The sequence below is a fragment of the Streptomyces sp. NPDC028711 genome (assembly GCF_055565415.1).
On the sequence record NZ_JBVHUJ010000006.1, the window covers coordinates 240,103 to 261,378 of the forward strand.

General features: G+C 73.0%; 18 protein-coding genes. 13 read left to right on the top strand and 5 right to left on the bottom strand.

Features of this window, described 5'->3' with window-relative positions:
• Positions 1 to 31: 31 nt before the first annotated feature.
• From ACZ4VK_RS20955 to ACZ4VK_RS20990, 8 genes are all read left to right on the top strand, one after another.
• Positions 32 to 871, top strand: coding sequence for a TrmH family RNA methyltransferase (locus tag ACZ4VK_RS20955; protein WP_468354005.1), 840 nt, complete (start codon positions 32 to 34; stop codon positions 869 to 871).
• An 81-nt stretch (positions 872 to 952) separates the two neighbouring features.
• Complete coding sequence (locus ACZ4VK_RS20960; protein ID WP_468354007.1) at positions 953 to 2,140, top strand: sensor histidine kinase; 1,188 nt, start codon at positions 953 to 955, stop codon at positions 2,138 to 2,140.
• A gap of 156 nt (positions 2,141 to 2,296) precedes the next feature.
• A complete protein-coding gene (gene pheS, locus ACZ4VK_RS20965; RefSeq protein ID WP_468354009.1) occupies positions 2,297 to 3,436 on the top strand; it encodes a phenylalanine--tRNA ligase subunit alpha in 1,140 nt (379 codons plus the stop codon).
• The gene (pheT, locus tag ACZ4VK_RS20970) at positions 3,436 to 5,964 is read left to right on the top strand and encodes a phenylalanine--tRNA ligase subunit beta (RefSeq protein ID WP_468354011.1); all 2,529 of its coding nucleotides are present in this window, start codon (positions 3,436 to 3,438) and stop codon (positions 5,962 to 5,964) included. The genes pheS and pheT overlap by 1 nt, the downstream gene beginning before the upstream one ends.
• 253 nt (positions 5,965 to 6,217) lie before the next feature.
• Positions 6,218 to 7,237, top strand: coding sequence for a hypothetical protein (locus ACZ4VK_RS20975; RefSeq protein ID WP_468354013.1), 1,020 nt, complete (start codon positions 6,218 to 6,220; stop codon positions 7,235 to 7,237).
• 260 nt (positions 7,238 to 7,497) lie between these two features.
• Positions 7,498 to 8,565 carry a PP2C family protein-serine/threonine phosphatase gene (locus ACZ4VK_RS20980; protein WP_468354015.1) on the top strand — a complete coding sequence of 356 codons (1,068 nt, stop codon included), beginning with the start codon at positions 7,498 to 7,500 and terminating at the stop codon, positions 8,563 to 8,565.
• 285 nt (positions 8,566 to 8,850) lie between these two features.
• Positions 8,851 to 10,191 (top strand): transcriptional regulator, encoded by a 1,341-nt coding sequence (locus ACZ4VK_RS20985; protein ID WP_468354017.1) that lies wholly within the window; start codon positions 8,851 to 8,853, stop codon positions 10,189 to 10,191.
• 62 nt (positions 10,192 to 10,253) lie between these two features.
• Complete coding sequence (locus ACZ4VK_RS20990) at positions 10,254 to 10,784, top strand: NUDIX hydrolase (RefSeq protein ID WP_468354345.1); 531 nt, start codon at positions 10,254 to 10,256, stop codon at positions 10,782 to 10,784.
• A gap of 132 nt (positions 10,785 to 10,916) precedes the next feature.
• Here the strand turns inward: ACZ4VK_RS20990 and ACZ4VK_RS20995 are convergent, their stop codons facing one another.
• Positions 10,917 to 11,777: a 3-hydroxybutyryl-CoA dehydrogenase gene (locus ACZ4VK_RS20995; protein ID WP_468354019.1), complete on the bottom strand. Its 861-nt coding sequence runs from the start codon at positions 11,775 to 11,777 to the stop codon at positions 10,917 to 10,919.
• A gap of 169 nt (positions 11,778 to 11,946) precedes the next feature.
• On the opposite strand from ACZ4VK_RS20995, the gene ACZ4VK_RS21000 reads away from it, so the two are divergent.
• Positions 11,947 to 13,233, top strand: a complete 1,287-nt coding sequence (locus ACZ4VK_RS21000) for a glycoside hydrolase family 10-like protein (RefSeq protein WP_468354021.1) — start codon at positions 11,947 to 11,949, stop codon at positions 13,231 to 13,233.
• A 39-nt stretch (positions 13,234 to 13,272) separates the two neighbouring features.
• Here ACZ4VK_RS21000 and ACZ4VK_RS21005 read toward each other — a convergent pair whose 3' ends face one another.
• Entirely contained in the window at positions 13,273 to 13,476 is a 204-nt protein-coding gene (locus ACZ4VK_RS21005; RefSeq protein WP_468354023.1) for a DUF1918 domain-containing protein, read from the bottom strand.
• 83 nt (positions 13,477 to 13,559) lie between these two features.
• Positions 13,560 to 14,522 (bottom strand): DMT family transporter, encoded by a 963-nt coding sequence (locus ACZ4VK_RS21010; protein WP_468354025.1) that lies wholly within the window; start codon positions 14,520 to 14,522, stop codon positions 13,560 to 13,562.
• Between ACZ4VK_RS21010 and ACZ4VK_RS21015 the strand changes: the two genes are divergently transcribed.
• The 4 genes from ACZ4VK_RS21015 to ACZ4VK_RS21030 all read left to right on the top strand — a co-directional run bounded on the left by ACZ4VK_RS21015 (position 14,521) and on the right by ACZ4VK_RS21030 (position 18,434).
• Positions 14,521 to 15,957 (top strand): aminotransferase-like domain-containing protein, encoded by a 1,437-nt coding sequence (locus ACZ4VK_RS21015; RefSeq protein WP_468354027.1) that lies wholly within the window; start codon positions 14,521 to 14,523, stop codon positions 15,955 to 15,957. The two genes, ACZ4VK_RS21010 and ACZ4VK_RS21015, sit on opposite strands and share 2 nt — an antisense overlap.
• A 72-nt stretch (positions 15,958 to 16,029) precedes the next feature.
• A complete protein-coding gene (locus ACZ4VK_RS21020; protein ID WP_468354029.1) occupies positions 16,030 to 16,482 on the top strand; it encodes a GNAT family N-acetyltransferase in 453 nt (150 codons plus the stop codon).
• Positions 16,483 to 16,551: 69 nt separating this feature from the next.
• Complete coding sequence (locus ACZ4VK_RS21025) at positions 16,552 to 17,127, top strand: histidine phosphatase family protein (RefSeq protein ID WP_468354031.1); 576 nt, start codon at positions 16,552 to 16,554, stop codon at positions 17,125 to 17,127.
• A gap of 143 nt (positions 17,128 to 17,270) precedes the next feature.
• Positions 17,271 to 18,434 (top strand): methyltransferase, encoded by a 1,164-nt coding sequence (locus ACZ4VK_RS21030; RefSeq protein WP_468354033.1) that lies wholly within the window; start codon positions 17,271 to 17,273, stop codon positions 18,432 to 18,434.
• A 109-nt stretch (positions 18,435 to 18,543) separates the two neighbouring features.
• On the opposite strand, the gene ACZ4VK_RS21035 is transcribed toward ACZ4VK_RS21030, so the two are convergent.
• Positions 18,544 to 20,142, bottom strand: a complete 1,599-nt coding sequence (locus ACZ4VK_RS21035; RefSeq protein ID WP_468354035.1) for an ABC-F family ATP-binding cassette domain-containing protein — start codon at positions 20,140 to 20,142, stop codon at positions 18,544 to 18,546.
• Positions 20,143 to 20,295: 153 nt separating this feature from the next.
• Positions 20,296 to 21,180 carry a sigma factor-like helix-turn-helix DNA-binding protein gene (locus ACZ4VK_RS21040; RefSeq protein WP_468354037.1) on the bottom strand — a complete coding sequence of 295 codons (885 nt, stop codon included), beginning with the start codon at positions 21,178 to 21,180 and terminating at the stop codon, positions 20,296 to 20,298.
• Positions 21,181 to 21,276: the final 96 nt, after the last annotated feature.

Sequence of the window (21,276 nt, forward strand, 5' to 3'; positions counted from 1 at the left end):
CCCGGCCCCGAAGAGAGAACCGCAGCACCTCATGGTCACCCCCGAGCTGATCTCCCCGCGTTCCCCGCGCGTCGTCGCCGCCCGGCGGCTCGCCAAGCGCAACTTCCGGGGCAAGGACCGCCTCTTCATCGCCGAGGGCCCGCAGGCCGTCCGCGAGGCCGTCGAGCACCGCGGTTCCACCGGAGAGCCGACGCTCGTCGAACTCTTCACCACCGTCGAGGCCGCCGAGCGCTACGCCCCGATCATCGAGGCCGCCCTCGCCGCGGGCGCCCGCGTCCACCACGCCTCCGACGCCGTCCTCGCCGAGGTCTCCCAGACCGTGACCCCGCAGGGGCTCGTCGGCGTCTGCCGGTTCCTCGACTCGCCGTTCGAGGAGATCGTCGCGGCACAGCCCAAGCTGGTCGCCGTCCTCGCCCACGTACGCGACCCCGGGAACGCCGGCACCGTGCTGCGCTGCGCCGACGCGGCCGGCGCGGACGCCGTCGTCCTCACCGACGCCTCCGTCGACCTCTACAACCCGAAGTCGGTACGCGCCTCCGTCGGGTCCCTGTTCCACCTGCCGGTCGCCGTCGGCGTCCCCGTCGAGCAGGCCGTCGCCGGACTGAAGAGCGCGGGCGTACGGATCCTCGCCGCCGACGGCGCGGGCCAGGACGACCTCGACGCCGAGCTGGACGCCGGCACCATGGGCGGACCCACCGCCTGGATCTTCGGCAACGAGGCCTGGGGGCTGCCCGAGGAGACCCGGGCCCTGGCCGACGCCGTCGTCCGCGTCCCGATCCACGGCAAGGCCGAGAGCCTCAACCTCGCCACGGCCGCCGCGGTCTGCCTGTACGCCTCCGCTCGCGCCCAGCGCCCCCGAACCTCCGCCTGAAGGGCCCGTTCCGCCCTTCCCGCCCAGTAGAGTGACGCACTCGGGGGCCCACTGCGCTACACGGAGAGGTGGGATACGGGGATGACGGCCGGCACGGACAGTCCCGCACAGGCACGGAGCGCCGCCGCGCACGCCCCGGAACCACCGGAGCCGGCCGGCCAGGCCGGGACCGCGGCCCCGGGACGACCGGAAGAGCCGGCGGCTCCCGTCGGCTTCGCCGGGGTTCACCCCGACGACCTTCCCGACGGTCTCGTCATCGCCGACGAGACCGGCCGGGTCGTCTGCTTCAACACCGCCGCCAGCCGCATCACCGCCGTACCCGGCGACCGTGCCCTCGGCCTCCCCCTCGACCAGGCGCTGCCCCTCGAAGACCTCAAGGGCCGCCGCTGGTGGACCCTGACCGACCCGTACGGCGGCATCGCCACCCGCCGCGGCCAGCCCGAGCGCAACCTGCTGCTGCCCGGCGGCCGCGAGGTCCTCGTCTCCGCCCGGTACGTCCGCGAGCACCCCACGGGCCCGGTCCGCCGGGTCGTGGTCTCCCTGCGCGGCACCGAGGCCCGCCGCCGCACCGAGCGCAGCCACGCCGAGCTCATCGCCACCGTCGCCCATGAGCTGCGCTCCCCGCTCACCTCCGTGAAGGGCTTCACCGCCACCCTCCTCGGCAAGTGGGAGCGGTTCAACGACGAGCAGAAGCGGCTGATGCTGGAGACGGTCGACGCCGACGCCGGCCGCATCAAACGGCTCATCGCCGAACTCCTCGACATCTCCCGGATCGACTCGGGACGGCTCGAAGTGCGCCGCCAGCCCGTCGACATCGCCGCCGCCGTCGGCCGCCACGTCCAGGTGCACACCACCGCGGGCCAGTCCCCGGACCGCTTCTTCGTACGGATCAGGCCGGAGCTGCCGCCGCTGTGGGCCGACCCCGACAAGATCGACCAGATCCTCGGCAACCTCCTCGAAAATGCGGTGCGCCACGGAGAGGGAACCGTCACCATCGAGGTGGCACCCGCCAGGACGTGCGACGACGGAGAAGAGGGGACGGAGGTCACCGTGAGCGACGAGGGCCCCGGCATCCCCGAAGAGTCCATGAGCCGTGTCTTCACCCGCTTCTGGCGGGGCAGCAAGCGCGGCGGCACCGGCCTCGGTCTGTACATCGTCAAGGGCGTCGTCGAGGCCCACGGCGGCACGATCACCGTCGGAAGGGGCCCCCGGGGCGGGGCCGAGTTCCGATTTATCCTGCCCGTCGGCACCCCGGCCCATCTCCTCTGACGTCTCAGCAGGCGAGACCGTACGAGATCAGGAGCCAGCCGGGCCGCCCACGGGCTCATTCGCGTCCCCCCACCCCGTTAGACTCGTCCTTTGGCACGTTTGCGCCCTTGACGTCGAGCGGGGCCGCCCAGCCAGCCAACGGAAGCACGGGAAGAGATGTCCGCACCCAATAAGTCGTACGACCCGGTTGAGGTCGAGGCACTGAAACCGGAAGAGATCGAGCGCATGCGGGACGAGGCGCTCGCCGCCTTCGCCGCCGCGGGCGACCTCGACGCGCTCGCGCATGCGAAGACCGCGCACACCGGTGGCACCTCGCCGCTGGCGCTCGCCAACCGGGAGATCGGCGCCCTGCCTCCGCAGGCCAAGGCCGCCGCCGGAAAGCTCGTGGGCCAGGCCCGCGGCGTCGTCTCCAAGGCGCTCGCCGCCCGCCAGACCGAGCTGGAGGCCGAGCGTGACGCCCGCGTCCTCGTCGAGGAGGCCGTCGACGTCACCCTGCCGTACGACCGCGTCCCGGCCGGTGCCCGCCACCCGCTGACCACGCTCATGGAGCGCGTCTCCGACGTGTTCGTCTCCATGGGGTACGAGGTCGCCGAGGGTCCCGAGGTCGAGGCGGAGTGGTTCAACTTCGACGCCCTCAACTTCGTCCCGGACCACCCGGCCCGGCAGATGCAGGACACCTTCTTCGTCCGGGGAACCTCCCCCGACGGAAAGGCCACCACGGGCGACGAGTCCGGTGTCGTGCTCCGTACCCACACCTCGCCGGTCCAGGCCCGCACCCTCATCGACCGGGAGCCCCCGGTCTACGTGGTGTGCCCCGGCCGCGTCTACCGCACCGACGAGCTCGACGCCACGCACACCCCGGTCTTCCACCAGATCGAGCTGCTCGCCGTCGACGAGGGCCTGACCATGGCCGACCTCAAGGGCACCCTGGACCACATGGTCCAGGCGCTCTTCGGCCCGGACATGAAGACCCGGCTCCGGCCGAACTTCTTCCCCTTCACCGAGCCGTCCGCCGAGATGGACATGCTCTGCTACGTCTGCCGCGGCGAGTCCGTCGGCAACCCGGACCGCCCCTGCCGCACCTGCGGCAGCGAGGGCTGGATCGAGCTCGGCGGCTGCGGCATGGTCAACCCCAAGGTGCTCGTCGCCTGTGGTGTGGACCCCGAGAAGTACAGCGGATTCGCCTTCGGGTTCGGCATCGAGCGGATGCTGATGTTCCGCCACAACGTCGACGACATGCGAGACATGGTCGAGGGTGACGTCCGGTTCACCCGGCCGTTCGGGATGGAGATCTGATGCGGGTCCCGCTTTCTTGGCTGCGGGAGTACGTCGACCTGCCGGCGACGGAGACCGGCCGCGACGTCCAGGCCAAGCTCATTTCGGCAGGCCTCGAGGTCGAGGCCGTCGAGCGGCTCGGCGCCGGCCTGACCGGCCCGCTGGTGGTCGGCAAGGTCCTCACCATCGAGGAGCTGACGGACTTCAAGAAGCCCATCCGCTTCTGCACCGTCGACGTCGGCCAGGCCAACGGCACCGGCGAGCCCCAGGAGATCATCTGCGGCGCCCGGAACTTCGCCGCGGGCGACAAGGTCGTCGTGGCCCTGCCCGGCGCCGTGCTCCCCGGCGACTTCCGGATCGCCGAGCGCAAGACGTACGGCCGGGTCTCCCGGGGCATGATCTGCTCCGGCGACGAGCTCGGCATGGGCGACGACGGTACGCACGGCATCATCGTGCTGCCGCCCGAGCACGAGGTCGGCACCGACGCCACGGTCCTCCTGGAGCTGTTCGACGAGGTCCTCGACATCGCCGTCACCCCGGACCGCGGCTACTGCCTCTCGATGCGCGGTGTCGCCCGCGAGGCGGCCACCGCCTACGGCCTGCCGCTGCGCGACCCGGCGCTGCTCGACGTGCCCGCGCCGAACTCGTACGGCTACCCGGTCCAGATCACCGACCCGATCGGCTGCGACCGCTTCACCGCGCGCACCGTGGTCGGCCTCGCACCCGAGGCCCGGTCCCCGATCTGGCTCCAGCGCCGGCTGCAGAAGGCCGGCATGCGCCCGATCTCGCTGGCCGTGGACGTCACCAACTACGTGATGCTGGAGCTCGGCCAGCCGCTGCACGCGTACGACCGCAGCCGGCTCGACGGCCCCATCGGCGTCCGCCGCGCCGAGGCCGGCGAGAAGATCACCACCCTCGACGGCACCGTGCGCGTCCTGGACGCCGCGGACCTCGTCATCACCGACAACCGCGGCCCCATCGGCATCGCGGGCGTCATGGGCGGTGCCCACACGGAGATCGCCGACCCGGAGACCGACCCGGAGACCGGTTACGTCACCGGCACCGCCGAGGTCGTCATCGAGGCCGCGCACTTCGACCCGATCTCGATCGCCCGCACGGCCCGCCGTCACAAGCTGTCCTCCGAGGCGTCCAAGCGCTTCGAGCGGGGCGTCGACCCGCAGGCCGCCGCCGCTGCCGCGCAGCGCACCGTCGACCTGCTCGTGCTGCTCGCTGGCGGCACGGCCGAGGCCGGCGTCACCGAGATCAGCGCCCCGTCCGCGCCGCGCACGATCACCATGCCGGCGAACCACCCGGACAGGGTCGCGGGCGTCGACTACGGCCGTGAGACCGTCGTCCGCCGCCTCCAGGAGGTCGGCTGCGACGTCTACGGCCAGGACGAGCTCGTCGTCACCGTGCCCTCGTGGCGCCCCGACCTCGCCGCGCCGAACGACCTCGCCGAAGAGGTCATCCGCCTGGAGGGCTACGAGAACCTGCCCTCCACGCTGCCCAAGCCCCCGGCCGGCCGCGGGCTCACCGAGCGCCAGCGCGTCCACCGCCGGGTGGGCCGCGCCCTGGCCGGCGCCGGCTACGTCGAGGCGCTGAACTACCCGTTCATCGGCGAGCAGGTCTTCGACCAGCTCGGCCTGGAGGCGGACGACACCTGCCGCCGGGTCGTGAAGCTGGTCAACCCGCTCTCCGACGAGGAGCCCGTGCTCCGCACGGCGCTGCTGCCGGGCCTGCTCGGGGCGCTCCGCCGCAACGACAGCCGCGGCAGCCACGACCTGGCGCTCTTCGAGACCGGTCTGGTCTTCCTGGCCGGCGAGCGGAGCGGCGTCGCCGTCCGGCTGCCCGTCGACCGCCGTCCCACGGACGAGGAGATCGCCGAGGTCAACGCGGCCCTGCCCGCGCAGCCCCGGCACGCCGCCGTCGTCCTGGCCGGTGCGCGCGAGCAGACCGGCTGGTGGGGCAAGGGCCGCCCGTCCGACTGGGCGGACGCGGTCGAGGCCGCCCGCACGGTGGCCCGGGAGACGGGCGCCGAGCTGATCGTGCGCCAGGGCCAGTACGGTCCGTGGCACCCGGGCCGCTGCGCCGAACTGCTCGTCCTCGTCAACGGCGAGGAACGGACCGTCGGCTACGCGGGCGAGCTGCACCCGCGCGTGGTGAAGTCCTTCGGCCTGCCGGCCAGGACCAGCGCGATGGAGCTCGACCTCGACCTGGTCGAGGCGGCGAACGAGGGCCCGCTCAGGGCCCCCCGTATCTCCTCCTTCCCGGTCGCCACCCAGGACGTCGCCCTGGTCGTCGCCCAGGACGTCCCGGCCGCCGAGGTCCAGGCCGCCCTGAGCGAGGGCGCGGGTGAACTCCTGGAGTCCGTCCGGCTGTTCGACGTCTACACCGGCGACCAGCTCGGCGAGGGCACCAAGTCCCTTGCGTACGCGCTGAAGTTCCGCGCCCCGGACCGGACCCTCACGGTCGACGAGGCCACCGCGGCCCGCGACGCGGCCGTGGCCCTGGCCTCGGAGCGCACGGGCGCCGTCCTCCGCGGCGCCTGACCGACACGGCACCACCAGAAGGGCCGCCCCGGGAATCCCCGGGGCGGCCCTCCGCCGTTTCTGACGGACTTCGAGGGCCGGCGGTCCGGCCGAGGTCGTCCGTCGACCGTCGGACACCCTTGGAGAGCCAAGGGAGTTCGGCCGAGTCGCCGCCGACGGCCCAGACCTCGGGCGATCGGCGACGGGGGCGCCGAACCTCGCTATGGCACGATCTTCGGAGCGTGCCAGAGAGCTTCGAAAGGGGGGTGGCGAGATGCCACTTGTTGCGATTCAGCCTTCCTACGGGAATCCGGTGGCGCGGCGGCACTGGGGCGACACGCTCGACAAGGAAGTGGCCTTCGGATCGGGCGATCGAGCGGCCGCGTTGTCCACGGAGCAGTACGAAGCCCTGATGAGGTTGCACGGCTCCGGCTCGGCCCGGTTCTGGGGAGCGACGTCGGCGCAGGACAAGAACATGACCCGGCTCCGTACGGGCGACGTGGTGCTCTTCACCGGGAAGAACCTGGTCAGGGGTATCGGCGAGGTCGGTTGCACGTTCAGGAACGCGAAGTTCGCCGACACCCTGTGGACACCTGACGCGGACAAGGGGAGCTGGCACAACGTGTACAGCCTTCTCGCGTTCCGGGACACGGAGATCCCCTACTCGGAAATATGGGACCTGCCGAGCTTCAACGCGGGCGACAACTTCATGGGCCTGCGGATACTCGAGGGCGACAAGGCCGAGGAGATTCTCCAGGGGCTGGGAATCGGCACGTCCACCGAGGCGCGGCGCAAAAATGTTCGCGACGCGGAGGTGGCGAGGGCCATCGCCGAGGGCACCAAGGTGGTTCCCGTCGAAGGGTTCCACACGCCCCACGCCACCTACCGGCGCGACGAGCGGGACATAGAGGTGCGTCGGACGGAACCGCTCCTGGTCGCGGAGTACAAGGCGACTCTGCACGGCGACGCGGTCGACCGTTTGCGGACACCGTCCGGGATCACCGATCTCCACGTGGTGGGAGTCGACGGCACGGAGATCATAGAGGCCAAGAGCGGCAGCGCCCACGGCTACGTGCGGGAGGCGCTGGGCCAGCTGCTGGACTACGCACCTCACAGCCCCGTCCCGGCCGACAGGCTCAGCGCCTTGTTCCCGGTCCGCCCGGCCGACGCGGACATCGCGCTCCTGCACCGCTACGGCATCGACTGCCTCTTCCGGTCACTGCCACACGAGTTCGAGCGCCTGGAGGCGCCGGGCGATGCCAGGGAGCACATGAGGAAGATCTGGTGGGGATGAACTCCTCTCCCGGAAGTGCCCGCCACGGCCGTCCCGCGCCGGGGCCACGATCGGGTACATGAGTGCGAACCTCACCTGCCCGTTCGCGTGGCGCATGCCTGGCGAAGGGCGGCGCGCCGGGGGTGCTCACTCCTTCGGGTGAGATCGTCGGGGGGTGTTCCCCGGTGGCCCGTACGGTCGGCAGAATCGACGCGGCCGCAGGCGCGGACCTGTGTGCCGCAGGGCCTTCGGGCGCTGTCGGGGCTCGGGAAGGGCCGTGCATGATCCGTACGAGGTCGTTGGTCTCCGATGGCTCCCGGCGCCGCCGGCTGGCCCCGCTCGCTCTTCCCACCGCCTGGGGCGCGGTGGCCGTGGCCTGGAAGTTCGGCTGTCCGCTCGCCCGGCAGCCCGGGCTGCCGATGAGGATCGCCACCAGCGTCGTCTTCCTCACCGTCGGCATCGGGCTTGTCTTCGGCCTCCGGCGCGGGCTCGTGCGCGAACTGGCGCGGGTGCGGGCCGTCGCGGTCGCCACCCAGCGGGTGCTGCTGCGCCCGCCGCCCGCGCGGCTCGACGGACTCGCGCTCGCGGCCGGGCAGTTGTCCGCCTCGCGGGGCGCGTCCGTCGGCGGGGACCTGTACGAGGCGGTGGCCACCCCGTACGGGGTGCGGATCGTCATCGGGGACGTCCGGGGCCACGGTCTCGCGGCGCTCGGCGCGGTGGTGGCGGTGCTCGGCAGCTTCCGTGAGGCCGCCCACGACGAACCCGAACTCGGTGGTGTGCTGCGGCGGCTCGAACGGGCCCTGGAGCGGCATCTTCGGGAGCGGGCGCGGGACGAGCACCCGGCGCGGACCGGGACGGATCCCGAGCATCCGGCGGCGGAGGAGTTCGTGACGCTGCTGCTCATGGAGGTCGGTGCCGACGGGCGGCTCTCGGTGTTCAACTGCGGTCACCCGGGGCCGTACCGGCTGGGTCCGGTGGCGGAGCGGCTGCCGGTCGGCGATCCGCTTCCGCCGCTCGGGGTGCTGCCCCTGCCCGCCGTGCCCGTGCCGTACACGGCGGCCCGGCTGCTGCCCGGTGAGACGCTCGTCCTGCACACCGACGGCGCCGAGGACGCCCGGGACCACCGGGGGCGGTTCTTCGCCCTTGACACCGCGCTCGCCGGGAGGCCGGGTGAGGCTCCCGCCGCGCTCGTCCGACGCGTCCAGACGGCCCTGCTGCACCACACGGGCGGCCGGCTCACCGACGACGTCGCGCTGCTCGTCGTACGCAACGACCGTGTCCGGGTCCCGGCGCAGCCCGCCGAACCCGGGCTGCGCCGCTCCCGGCCCGCCCCCTCCTCCCACTGGTGAGCGGAGGGGGACCGGGGCCGGCGCCGCCCGCCCCGCCACGGAGTGTCGGGCAGATCAGCGGGGCGGGCGACGCGGACCGGGCGGCCGCACTGTTGAGGGGGGAGCCGGCGGCCCGGTCGTCGCCTTGCGGCGAGAAGCACAGTCAACCGGTACGGGGACGAGTACGGCAGAGTACGCGGACCGGAAGAACGAGTACTTCGTTCACACCCCGTGCGAAATCGTCCCGTACGAAATCGGCCACCGCTACGCTGAGTTCACCGAGCGACCGGAGTGACCGGAGCGGCCATGCAGCCCAACACCTTGCTCGACGCCCTGCTCGACGAAGCGGGTGTCTCCCACGCCGGCCTGGCCGCCCATGTGAACCGGGCGGGCCGGGCCAGGGGCCTCGCCCTGCGCTACGAACACACCGCCGTCGCCCGCTGGTTGAAGGGTCAGCGGCCGCGCGGCCAGGTGCCCGACCTGATCTGCGAGGTGCTCGCCGCCCGGCTGCACCGGCAGGTGACCCTGGACGACATCGGTTACGGGATGCCGGACGGGCCGCTGCCCGCGGCCGGTTCGCCGCTCTCCGGCTTCGTGGAGCGGGCGGCCGCGCTGTGGCGCTCCGACGAGCAGCAGCGGCCGCACATAGTGGGTGCGCCGGCCGTGACCGGTACCCCGGCGGTGATGCCCGTGTGGGAGTGGGAGAACCCGCCGGAGGACGTCGACGTCTCCCGCTCAGGACGGACGACGGTCTCGGCCGCCGACATCGCGGTGCTGAGCGCCGCACGGTCCCACTACGAGCAGATGTACCGCAAGGCCGGGGGCATCGCGACCCGGGCCCGGATCGTCGGCTTCCTCACCGCGGAGACCGCGCCGCTGCTGCGGGGCTCGTACAGCGATGCCCTCGGACGGCGGCTGCACCGGGCCACCGGCGGACTCGTGGCGGTGGCGGGCATCTGCGCGTACGACGCGGACGCGCACGGTCTCGCCCAGCGCTACTTCCATCAGGCGCTGCGGCTCGCGAAGGCGAGCGGGGACCGGGGCCTCGGCGCCTATGTGATCGCGCTCCTCGTCAACCAGTCGCTGTTCATGGGGGAGTACCGGCAGGCGGTCGCGTTCGCCGAGGCGGCGCTGCGGGCGGCGGGGCGGCAGATCACGCCGGCGCTCGCGGCCGATCTGACGGCGATGCAGGCGAAGGCGTACGCGCACCTGGGCGACGGGGTGGCCGCGCTGGCCTGCATCCGGCGGGCCGAGACGGCGGCGGAGCGGATCACTCCGGGGGAGGAGCCGGCCGAGACGGGTTATGTCCAGCCGGGTTTCGTCAACGTCCAGGTCGCCGAGGCCCTCCTCGGTCTGGGTGATCTCACCGCCGCCCACGAGCACGCGTCGATGGCGGTGGGGACGCCCTCCCACGACCGGGGCCGGGTGCACCGGCTCGCCATGCTCTGCCAGATCGAGCTGCGGCAGGGGGAGGCCGACGGGGCGGCGCGGACGGCCGTGGAGATGACCGAGCGGGCGCGGGGGATGGAGTCGCGGCGGCTGCGGGACCGGCTGCGGGAGGTGCGGGAGCGTCTCCTCGCGAGCGGGGGCGGGGACGCCCGGGAGGCGGCGGCTCTGATCGACGGAGCCCTGCGCGTTCCCCTGTGAGCGTCGAACTGCTGCGATATTGCCACCAAACAAGCACCGTCCAGTCGGAAGGTGGCAAGAACGTGCAGTGGACGAAACTGAGCGAACGCTCTGTCTATGAGAACCGCTGGTTCCGGGTGAACCTCGCGGACGTCGAACTCCCGGACGGCCGCCACCTCGACCACTATCTGATCCGGCTCCGCCCGGTCGCCGTCGCGACCGCCGTCAACGAGGCCGACGAAGTACTGATGCTCTGGCGCCATCGCTTCATCACCGACAGCTGGGGCTGGGAGCTGGCCGCCGGCGTCGTCGAGGACGGCGAGGACATCGAGGCGGCCGCCGCCCGCGAGATGGAGGAGGAGACCGGCTGGCGCCCGGGCCCGCTGCGCCACCTCCTCACCGTCGAGCCGTCCAACGGCCTGACCGACGCGCGGCACCACCTGTACTGGGCCGAGCGGGCCACGTACACGGGACCGCCCGAGGACGCCTTCGAGTCCTCCCGGCGGGCCTGGGTCCCGCTGAAAGAGGTCCCCGACATGATCGCCAGGGGCGAGATCCCGGCCGCCAACATGGCCGCCGGGCTGCTGATGCTCCACCATCTGCGCCTCGGCTGAGGCACGCGGACATGCCGGACGGCCCGTACCTGTGCGTGTGTACGGGCCGTCCGGGGTCTGTGGGGGTCAGGCGTACGCGACCCGTGGGGTCAGGCGTACGGGCCTGGGGGGCAGGCGTACGGGCCTGTGGGGTCAGGCGTACGGGTAGAAGCCCGAGCCCGACTTCCGGCCGAGCCGGCCCGCGTCCACCATGCGCTGGAGCAGCGGGGGAGCGGCGTACAGCGGCTCCTTGTACTCCGCGTACATCGAGTCGGCGATCGAGGCGATCGTGTCCAGACCGATCAGGTCGGAGAGCTTGAGCGGGCCCATCGGGTGGGCGCAGCCGAACTCCATGCCGTTGTCGATGTCGTCGCGGCTCGCGATGCCCGACTCGAACATCCGGATGGCCGAGAGCAGGTACGGCACGAGCAGCGCGTTGACGATGAAGCCGGAACGGTCCTGGGCGCGGATCGCGTGCTTGCCGAGCGTCTTCTCGGCGAAGGCCTGCGCCCGGCTGATCGTGCCCTCGGAGGTGGTGAGGGCCGGGATCAGCTCGACGAGCTTCTGCACCGGGGCCGGGTTGAAGAAGTGGATGCCGATGACCTGGTCGGGGCGGGAGGTCGCCACGGCCAGCTTCACCAGCGGGATGGAGGAGGTGTTCGAGGCCAGGATGGCGTCCGGCCGGGTCATCACCTGGTCGAGTACCTGGAAGATCTCGGTCTTGACCTGCTCGTTCTCCACGACCGCCTCGATGACGAGGTCGCGGTCGGCGAACTCGCCGAGGTCGGTGGTGAAGCTGAGGCGAGCGAGGGTCGCGTCCCGCTCCTCCTCGGTGATCTTGCCGCGTTCGGCGGCCTTCGCCAGCGAGTTGTAGAGCCGCGTGCGGCCGATCTCCAGCGCCTCGCCGGTGGTCTCGGCGACCCTCACGTCAAGGCCGCTCCGGGCACACACCTCTGCGATGCCCGCGCCCATCTGGCCGCAGCCCACCACTCCGACGCGCTCAATGTCGGCCATGGAGTCCGTCACCTCGTGCCTTTCGCTCTTCTCTGGCGGCGGGGCCCGTGTGATTCCGATGCGTCCGCCTCGACCCCACGACGTTACCGCTCATTAACCGATGATCGATCGTCCGGGGTGGGCATGCTGTCCGGGTGGGTGTGAGGTATGCGACAGAGGAGGGGTACAAGTGCGGCCTATCGGCAGAAGAGGGTTCGTGGCCGGAGCGGCGGGAACGGTGCTCGCCGTGACGGGGTCGACAGGGCAGGCGGCGGCCGCGGCCCCGCTGCCGGCCGCACGGAGACCGCGCCGTCCCGCGTTCCGCGGCGTGTGGATCGCGACGGTCGCCAACCGTGACTGGCCCTCCCGGCCGGGCCTGACCGCCGAGGCGCAGCGCGCCGAACTCCTCGCCCACCTGGACACGGCGGTCGAGCGCCGGCTCAACGCGGTGGTCCTCCAGGTGCGGCCGACCGCCGACGCGCTGTGGCCCTCGCCGTACGAGCCGTGGGCGCAGTACCTCACCGGGACGCAGGGCCGCGACCCCGGCTGGGACCCGCTGGGCACGGCCGTCGCGGAGGCCCATGAGCGGGGGCTCGAACTGCACGCCTGGTTCAATCCGTACCGAGTGGCGAATCACACGGACCCGACCCGGCTCGTCGCCGATCATCCGGCCCGGATCCACCCGGAGTGGGTGGTGCCCTACGGCGGGAAGCTCTACTACAACCCCGGCCTGCCCGAGGTCCGGAGCTTCGTCCAGGAGGCGATGCTGGACGCGCTGCGGCGCTACGAGATCGACGCCGTGCACTGGGACGACTACTTCTACCCGTACCCGGTGGCGGGTGAGGTCTTCGCCGACGACGAGGCGTTCGCGCGGTACGGCGGGAACTTCCCCGACAGGGCGTCCTGGCGGCGGCACAACACCGACCTGCTGGTCTCCGGCACGGCCGCCCGGATCAAGGAGATCAAGCCGCACGTGGCCTTCGGGATCAGCCCGTTCGGGGTCTGGCGGAACGCCTCCACCGATCCGGAGGGCTCGGACACCCAGGCGGGGGTGCAGACCTACGACGATCTGTACGCCGACAGCCGGAAGTGGATCCGGGAGGGCTGGATCGACTACGTCGTGCCCCAGCTCTACTGGAACATCGGCCTGCCCGCCGCCGACTACGCCAAGCTGCTGCCCTGGTGGGACGCCGTGGTCCGGGGCACCGGAGTCGGCCTCTACGTCGGTGAGGCGCTCTACAAGGCGGGCGACCCGGCCCAGCCCGCGGCCTGGCAGGACCCGAAGGAACTGTCACGGCACCTGGACCTCGCCGCCGGCCACCCGTCGGTCGGCGGCCACTGCTTCTTCGCGGCGAAGGAGGTCATGACGGACCGGATCGGGGCGATGGCCGCCGTGGTGGCCGATCACTACCCGACCAGGGTCCGTCCGCCGAGAGAGAGGGGTCAGTGGGACTCTCGGGGTCAGCGGGACTCCTAGGGCCGGCGGGCCTTCTTGGGGTCGACGGACCCGTTGGGGTCAGCGGGACTCCGCCTCCGGGTGATGGCGTACGACGGAGTCGGGGCCCGGCGACATCAGGGCCTCGTGACCGTCGTCCTCGAACTTCACGCGGTACGGGGGAGTGCCGTTCTCCCCCAGTACCTGAAGGATCTCGGCCGTACGGTCGTGGTGACCGACGGTCCGGCCGTGCACCAGCAGTTTGTCGCCCACGTTCGCCTGCATCGGGGTGGCCTCCTCGCGACCGGGCTTCTCCTGTTCGCAGCCTACGTCTGTCATTGTGACCCGGGTCACCCCGATCCGTCGCGTCAGCTCTTCGCCCGCTGCGTGACCGCGATGCAGACCAGGACGGCCACGGCCGCGAGCGGGGCGGCGAGCGGCAGGGTCTCACCCAGCAGGGACACCGACCAGACCAGGGTCAGGAGCGGCTGCGCGAGCTGGAGCTGGCTCGCCTTCGGGATGCCGATCGACGCCATGCCGCGGTACCAGACGTACAGGCCGAAGAAGGTGGAGCCGGCGGCGACCCAGACCAGGCCGATCACGCCATGGGCGTTCAGGTGCACCGGCTCGAAGGAGAGCGCCACGGCGGAGCCGACCGTCATCAGGGGCAGACAGAGGACGAGCGCCCAGCCGATGACCTGCCACCCGGGCATGAGCCGGGCAAGCCGCCCGCCCTCCGTGTAACCGGCCGCGCACACGAGGAGCGCGCCGAAGAGGTACAGATCGCCCCGCGACAGGGCCCCGCCGCTCTGGTGGAGCGTGAAGGCGATCACCACGACCGCGCCCGACACGGCGGCGAACCAGAAGGTGCGGGACGGGCGGCGCCCGGTCCGCACGGCGGCGAAGGTCGCCGTGGTGAGCGGCAGCAGGCCGACGACGACGGCGGCGTGCGAGGTGGTGGAGGTCTGTAGGGCCAGGGTCGTCAGGAGCGGGAAGCCGATGACGACACCGCCGGCCACGACGGCGAGGCCCGCCCAGTGCCGGCGCTCAGGCAGCGGCACCCGGCCGACGAGGAGGAAGACGCCCGCGATGAGGGCGGCGAGCGTGGAGCGCACGGCGACCAGGGACCAGGGGCCGAAGCTCTCCAGGCCCCAGACGGTCGACGGGAACGTGAGCGAGAAGGACACCACGCCGAGAGCGGCGAGCAGGGTGCCGCGGGGGAGCGGGTCGGCGGCGCCGCGCGGGGCGCTTCCCGAGGGGGTGCTCACCACGGTGCCGGTGGCGGGAACCGCTATCGTCGTGGAAGCAGTAGCGCTATTCTGTGCTCTCATGAATGAGCGTAGCAGTGTCGCGGAACTGGCGCATTCCCTGAGGGAGGACCTCAACCGCTACTCACCTGGTGGAAAGCTGCCGTCGAGTCGTGCGCTCGTCGAGCGCTACCGGGTCTCCCCGGTGACCGTCACCCGCGCTCTCGCCCAGCTCGCCGCCGAAGGGCTCGTGGTCACCCGCCCGGGGGCCGGTGCCTACCGTGCCGAGCCCCGTGCCGCCGCCCCCGTCACCGGCGACACCTCCTGGCAGGAGGTCGCGCTCAGCGCCGACACCGCCACGGAGCTCGTCCCCCGCGCCGTCGACGCCTCCGGCGTCCTCGTCACCCTCTCCGCACCGCCGCCGGGCGTGATCGAGTTCAACGGCGGCTACCTCCACCACTCGCTCCAGCCCCAGCGGGCCCTCGCCGCCGCTCTCGCCCGCGCCGGGCGCCGCCCCGGCGCCTGGGGCAGACCGCCCACGGACGGACTGCCCGAGCTGCGCGAGTGGTTCGCCCGCGAGATCGGCGGCAGCGTCACCGCGGCCGATCTGCTCATCACCGCCGGCGGCCAGTCCGCCATCACCACCGCCCTCCGCGCCCTCGCCCCGCCCGGCACCCCCGTCCTCGTCGAGTCGCCCACCTATCCGGGCATGCTCGCCGTCGCCCGCGCCGCCGGACTGCGGCCCGTGCCCGTGCCCGCCGACGCCGAAGGAGTCAGGCCCGAGCTCCTCGAAGCCGCGTTCCGCGCCACCGGGGCCCGCGTCCTCGTCTGCCAGCCGCTCTTCCAGAACCCGACCGGCGCTGTGCTCGCGCCTGAGCGGCGCCGCGAGGTCGTCCGTATCGCCCGTGCCGCCGGGGCCTTCGTCGTCGAGGACGACTTCGCCCGCCGTCTCGTCCACGAGGACGCGCCGCCGCTGCCCGCCCCGCTCGCCGCCGACGACCCCGACGGCGTCGTCGTCCACGTCTGCTCGCTGACCAAGGCCACCTCGCCCAGCCTCCGGGTCGGCGCCCTCGCCGCCCGCGGCCCCGTCCTGGAACGCCTGCGCGCCATCCAGGTCGTCGACAGCTTCTTCGTCCCCCGGCCGCTCCAGGAGGCCGCGCTGGAACTCGTCGGATCGCCCGCCTGGCACCGGCACCTGCGGGCCGTCGGTCAGGAGCTCAGGAGTCGCCGGGACGTGCTGTCCCGCGCCGTCGCCCAGCATCTCCCCGGCTTCGCCCTGCCGCACGTGCCCTACGGCGGTTATCACCTCTGGCTCCGCCTCCCCGACGCCGTCCCCGAGTCCGCCCTCCTCGCCGCCGCCCTGCGGACCGGCGTCGCCGCGGCTCCCGGCCGCCCCTACTTCTGTGCCGAACCCCCCGCGGGGCACATCCGGCTGAGTTTCGCGGGTGTCGCCGGCCCCACCGAGATCGTGGAGGGCGTGCGCCGCCTGCGTGCGGCGGTCGACGAGCTCACCGCCTGAACGCCGGGGCCGGACGATGTGCGGGCAGCAAATTCACCTGACAAGCCCCGCGGTCACTGGAAGCCTGCGGGCATGAGCGACAGCACGACCCCGGACATCCCCGTCATGCACGGGACGTACGAGATCTCAGCCGACCCCGCACGGATCGACGCCGACCGCGTCCACCACTGGCTGTCCACGGACGCCTACTGGGCCCTCGGCCGACCTCGGGAGAAGCAGGACGCGGCCATCGCGGGATCGCTCAACCTCGGCGCCTACCACCGGGAGACCGGCGAGATGGCCGCCTACGCGCGCGTCGTCACCGACTACGCCACCTTCGCCTGGCTCTGCGACGTCTACGTCGACCGGCCGGCCCGCGGCACCGGCCTCGGCACCGCGCTCGTCACCGCCGTCCGCGAGCACCTCGCACCGTACGGACTGCGCCGCATCATGCTCGCCACCGCCGACGCGCACGGCATGTACGAGAAGGTCGGTTTCACGCCACTGCAGAATTCGGACAAGTGGATGGCTCTCGGGCAGCACTGAGCCGGAGTCCCTCCGGCACCGTGGAATGACCCCTTGACCTGCGGAGCCCCCGGCCTCACGATCGCGGCCATGAGTCTTCGGGTGACGCTCGTCACGGCGGCACGCAGCTCCTCGCTGCTCGCCGAACGGTTCGACGACGACCGGCCGCTCGACGAGGCCGGCTGGTACGAGGTGCAGCTCGCCGCGCCGACCCTGATCCCGCTCGGCGCGGCCGAACTGCGTTACTGCTCCCCGACTCCGCGCAGCCGCGCCACCGGCACCGCCCTCGGTTACGCCCCGCTCGCCCAGCCCGCGCTGCGCGACTGCGACATGGGCCGCTGGCGGGGCCTCACCCTCGCCGAGGTCGCCGCCCTCGAACCGGCCGCCGTCGACGCCTGGCTCACCGACGCCCGCACCGCCCCCCACGGCGGCGAACCGCTCCTCGCCTTCATCAGGCGGATAGGGAACTGGCTCGACACCCGCCCCGCCGAGGAGGGCGCCATCGTCGCCGTCGCGGAACCCTCCGTCGTACGGGCCGCCCTCGTGTACGCCCTGAAGGCACCGCCCGCCACCTACTGGAACGTCGACGTCCGCCCCCTCTCCACCGTCACCCTCACCGGCCGCCCCGGCCTCTGGCACCTCCAGCTCGACACGGCCCCGCACTGAACACCAGCGCGCCGCTCACCCCCTTCGCCCGCGAGCCGCCCCGGCCTCCGCCCGGGTGCCGCGAGCCGGGCAGGGCTCTCCGGACCCCTGTCGGCATGTGGCAGGAAGAGCCGGCGGCCGCGACCGGCTAGCCTGAGAGCACGATGAACCGTTTGACCACGTCATGGGGCGCCTTCACGCTGACCCGCTTCCCCGAGGACCCGCGCGACCAGCTGCGTGCCTGGGACGCGGCCGACGAATACCTCCTGGGCCAGCTGGCCGAGAGCGGTACCGACCTGTCCGGCACCGTCGCCGTCCTCGGCGACCGCTGGGGAGCCCTCGTCACCGCGCTGCGGGCCGCCGGCACCGGCGAGCTCGTCCAGATCACCGACTCGTACCTCACCGGGCAGGCCACACGGGCCAACCTCGCCCGCTCCGGAGCCGCCCCGGACGCCGTCCGGCTGCTCACCACCCAGGACCCGCCGCCCGAGCGGATCGACGTCCTCCTCGTCCGCGTCCCCAAGAGCCTCGCGCTCCTGGAGGACCAGCTCCACCGGCTCGCCCCCGCCGTGCACGAGGGCACCGTGATCGTCGGCGCCGGCATGGTCAAGGAGATCCACACCTCCACGCTCCGGCTCTTCGAGCGGATCCTCGGCCCCACCCGCACCTCGCTCGCGGTGAAGAAGGCCCGGCTGATCCACACCACCCCCGACCCCGCGACCGTTCCGCGCCCCAACCCCTGGCCGCTCCGGTACGACCTCCCGTCGGACACCCCGGCGCCCGGACTCCCCGGCCTCACGGTCACCAACCACGCCGGCGTCTTCTGCGCCGACCGCCTCGACATCGGCACCCGCTTCTTCCTCGCGAACCTCCCCGGCGGCATCGGCCGGGCCCGCGTCGCCGACCTCGGCTGCGGCAACGGCGTGGTCGGCCTGGCCATCGCCCTCTCCGAACCCGACGCGGAACTCGTCTTCGCCGACGAGTCGTACCAGGCGGTCGCCTCCGCCGAGGAGAACTTCCGCGCCCACGTGGGCCCCGGCCGCAAGGCCGAGTTCCTCGTCGGTGACGGGCTCACCGACCTGCCCGCCGGCTCGGTGGACCTCGTCCTCAACAACCCCCCGTTCCACAGCCACCAGGCCACCACCGACCGCACGGCCCGTCGCATGTTCGCGGACGCGCGGCGCGCACTGCGGCCGGGCGGCGAGCTGTGGATCATCGGCAACCGGCACCTCGGCTACCACGTCACCCTCCGCCGGCTCTTCGGCAACAGCGAACTCGTCGCGAGCGACGCCAAGTTCGTGGTCCTGCGGGCGGTACGAACGGCCTAGGGGGTGTCTTGCCGATCAGGCCGGGCTCGACAAGACACCCCCTAGGGGCCGCGAGCCAGGAGCCCGGGCCCCGTCGGCGTACCGGAGGTTCAGGCGGGGTCGGCCGCCGTCACGCCAGGCCGACCAGCCCCCGGTACTCCTCGCTCCACAGGTCCTCGTCCGCGTCCGGCAGCAGCAGGACCCGCTCCGGGCGCAGCGCGTCGATGGCGTCCTCGTCGTGCGTGACCATCACGATCGCGCCCGGATACGTGCCCACGGCCGCGAGGACCTCCTCGCGGGAGGCCGGATCCAGGTTGTTCGTGGGCTCGTCCAGGAGCAGCACGTTCGCGCCCGAGTGGACGAGGGCGGCCAGCGCGAGCCGCGTCTTCTCGCCGCCGGAGAGCACCCCGGCCGGCTTGTCCACGTCGTCCCCCCGGAACAGGAACGCCCCGAGGACCGTCCGTACCTCACCGTCCGTCAGGTGCGGAGCCGCGTCGGCGAGGTTCTCCCTGACCGTGCGGTCCGGAGCGAGCGTGTCGTGCTCCTGGGCGAAGTAGCCGAGCCGCAGCCCGTGCCCGCGTACCACCCGGCCCGCGTCGGGGGTCTCCTCCCCGGCGAGGAGCCGCAGCAGCGTCGTCTTGCCCGCGCCGTTGAGGCCGAGCACCACAAGCCGGCTGCCCCGGTCCACGGCGAGGTCCACCCCGTCGAGCACGGGCCGCTCCCCGTACGCCTTGGTGAGCGAGACCGCACCGAGCGGCATCCGGCCACAGGGCGCGGGCTCGGGCAGCCGGATGCGGGCGACGCGCTCGGCCTGCCGCTCCGGGTCGAGCCCCGCGAGCATCCGGTCGGCTCGGCGCGCCATGCTGCGGGCCGTCGTCGCCGTCGCCGCCCGGGACTTCATCCGGTCCGCCTGCGCGTGCAGCGAGGCGGCCTTGCGCTCGGCGTTGGCGCGCTCGCGCACCCGGCGCCGCTCGTCGGTCTCCCGCTGGGCGAGGTACGCGTCCCAGCCGGTGTTGTGGACGTCGAGCGCGGCACGGTGCGGATCGAGGTGGAAGACCCGGTTGACGGTGTCGGCGAGGAGTCGCACGTCGTGGCTGATCAGTACGAGACCGCCCCGGTGGGCGGCGAGGTGGCCGCGCAGCCAGGCGACCGAGTCGGCGTCCAGGTGGTTGGTCGGCTCGTCGAGCAGCAGGGTGTCGTCCCGGCCGTGTCCCGCGAAGAGGATCCTGGCCAGCTCGACCCGGCGCTTCTGGCCGCCGGAGAGCCGGCCGACGGGCCGGTCCATGACCTCGGCGGGCAGACCGAGGCCGGCGGCGACGCGTGCGGCCTCCGCCTCGGCCGCGTAGCCGCCGCCCGCCTCGAAGGCCGCCTCGGCCCGGTCGTACGCGGCGAGCGCCCGCGCGTCGGGCGCCGCACCGAGCCGTCCGGCGGCCTCGGCAAGGCGTCGCACCGCCCGGTCGAGACCGCGCGCGGAGAGGATCCGGTCGGTGACGGTCACGGTGGGGTCGGCGGCCCGCGAATCCTGGGCGAGATGACCGACGGAGCCGGTACGGGTGAGGGTGCCGGCGGCGGGGGCGCGCAGCCCGGCGAGGGTGTCGAGAAGGGTGGACTTGCCGGCGCCGTTGCGGCCGACGAGGCCGATCCGGTCGCCGGGGGCGACATGGAAGGAGACGCCGGACAGCAGGAGCCGGGCGCCGACGCGCACGTCGGCACCACGAACGGTGATCATGGGGTAACGCTCCGAAAGGGCTTGAGGACACACGGGTGGCGTGGGTGCGGGTCCTCAGCTAGGAGATTCGGGGCGTCGACATGCCGTCGAGGCTAACCTCCGCGGGGGCCGGGCCGCATCCGACTTTCGCCCGCGCCTGTTCCGCCGTGTCCGTCAGCAGTCGGGAAAGGTCAGGTCGAGCGCCCGTACCCGCTCCTCGCCTGTGGTGATGTCGAGCGCGACGATCCGGTCCTGGCGGAGGGTGAACGCCACCGCGGAGACCGGCCGGCCGGCGATGAAGGCGACCGCCCCGACGGACCCGTCGACGAGCGCGGGCCTGGCCACATCCGCGAACCGGGCGAAGGCGGCCGCCCCTTCGGCGACGGCCGGGGCGCCGTGCACCGGGCCGCTCTCGGACCAGGCGACCACGTCCGGGTCGAGGACGTCGGCGAGCGTACGGGCGTCACGCGCGCGTGCGGCCGTCAGGAACCGGTCCACCACCGCCCGCTGCCGCCCCGCGTCACCGTCGGTACGGGCCGCCCCGGCGCCCCGGATCCGCTCCCGGGCCCGCCGGGCGAGCCGCGTGACCTCCCCGGGGGAGCCGCCGGTGATCCGCGCCGTCTCGTGGGGCGGCAGCCCGAAGACGTCGTGCAGGACGTAGACGAGCCGCTCGTCCGCCCCGAGGGACTCCAGCGCGACGAACAGCGCGAGCCAGAGGAACTCGACCCCGGCCGCGTCCGCGCCGGTGGCCCCAGGGGTCACGCCACCTCCGCGAGGCCCGTTCTCGCGAGACCGTCCGCCCTGACCAGGCCCGCCACCCTCACCCGGCCCGGCCCGCCGCCCCCGAACCCCCCGCGCGCACTCCCGTCCCACCAGCGCCGTCAGCCACGCCGCCACCGCCGCTGTCCCGCCGTCCCGCCCCAGCCCTGCCCGTACCGCCCCGAGCGCCTCCTCGGCCTCGGCCGGCGAGCCCGTCATGAGCAGGGCCACGCGCCGCAGTCGCTCCTCGTGGGCGTCGAAGCGCCCGGTCAGGGCGGTCAGAAAGGTGTCGTCCGGCATGGCGCCTCACTCCTCGTCGGTTCCGTCACCGGCTTGACGTGAGGGCCCGCGGGGATGTGACAGAACGGAAGAAGGCCGGTCCGACGCGCGGGGCGT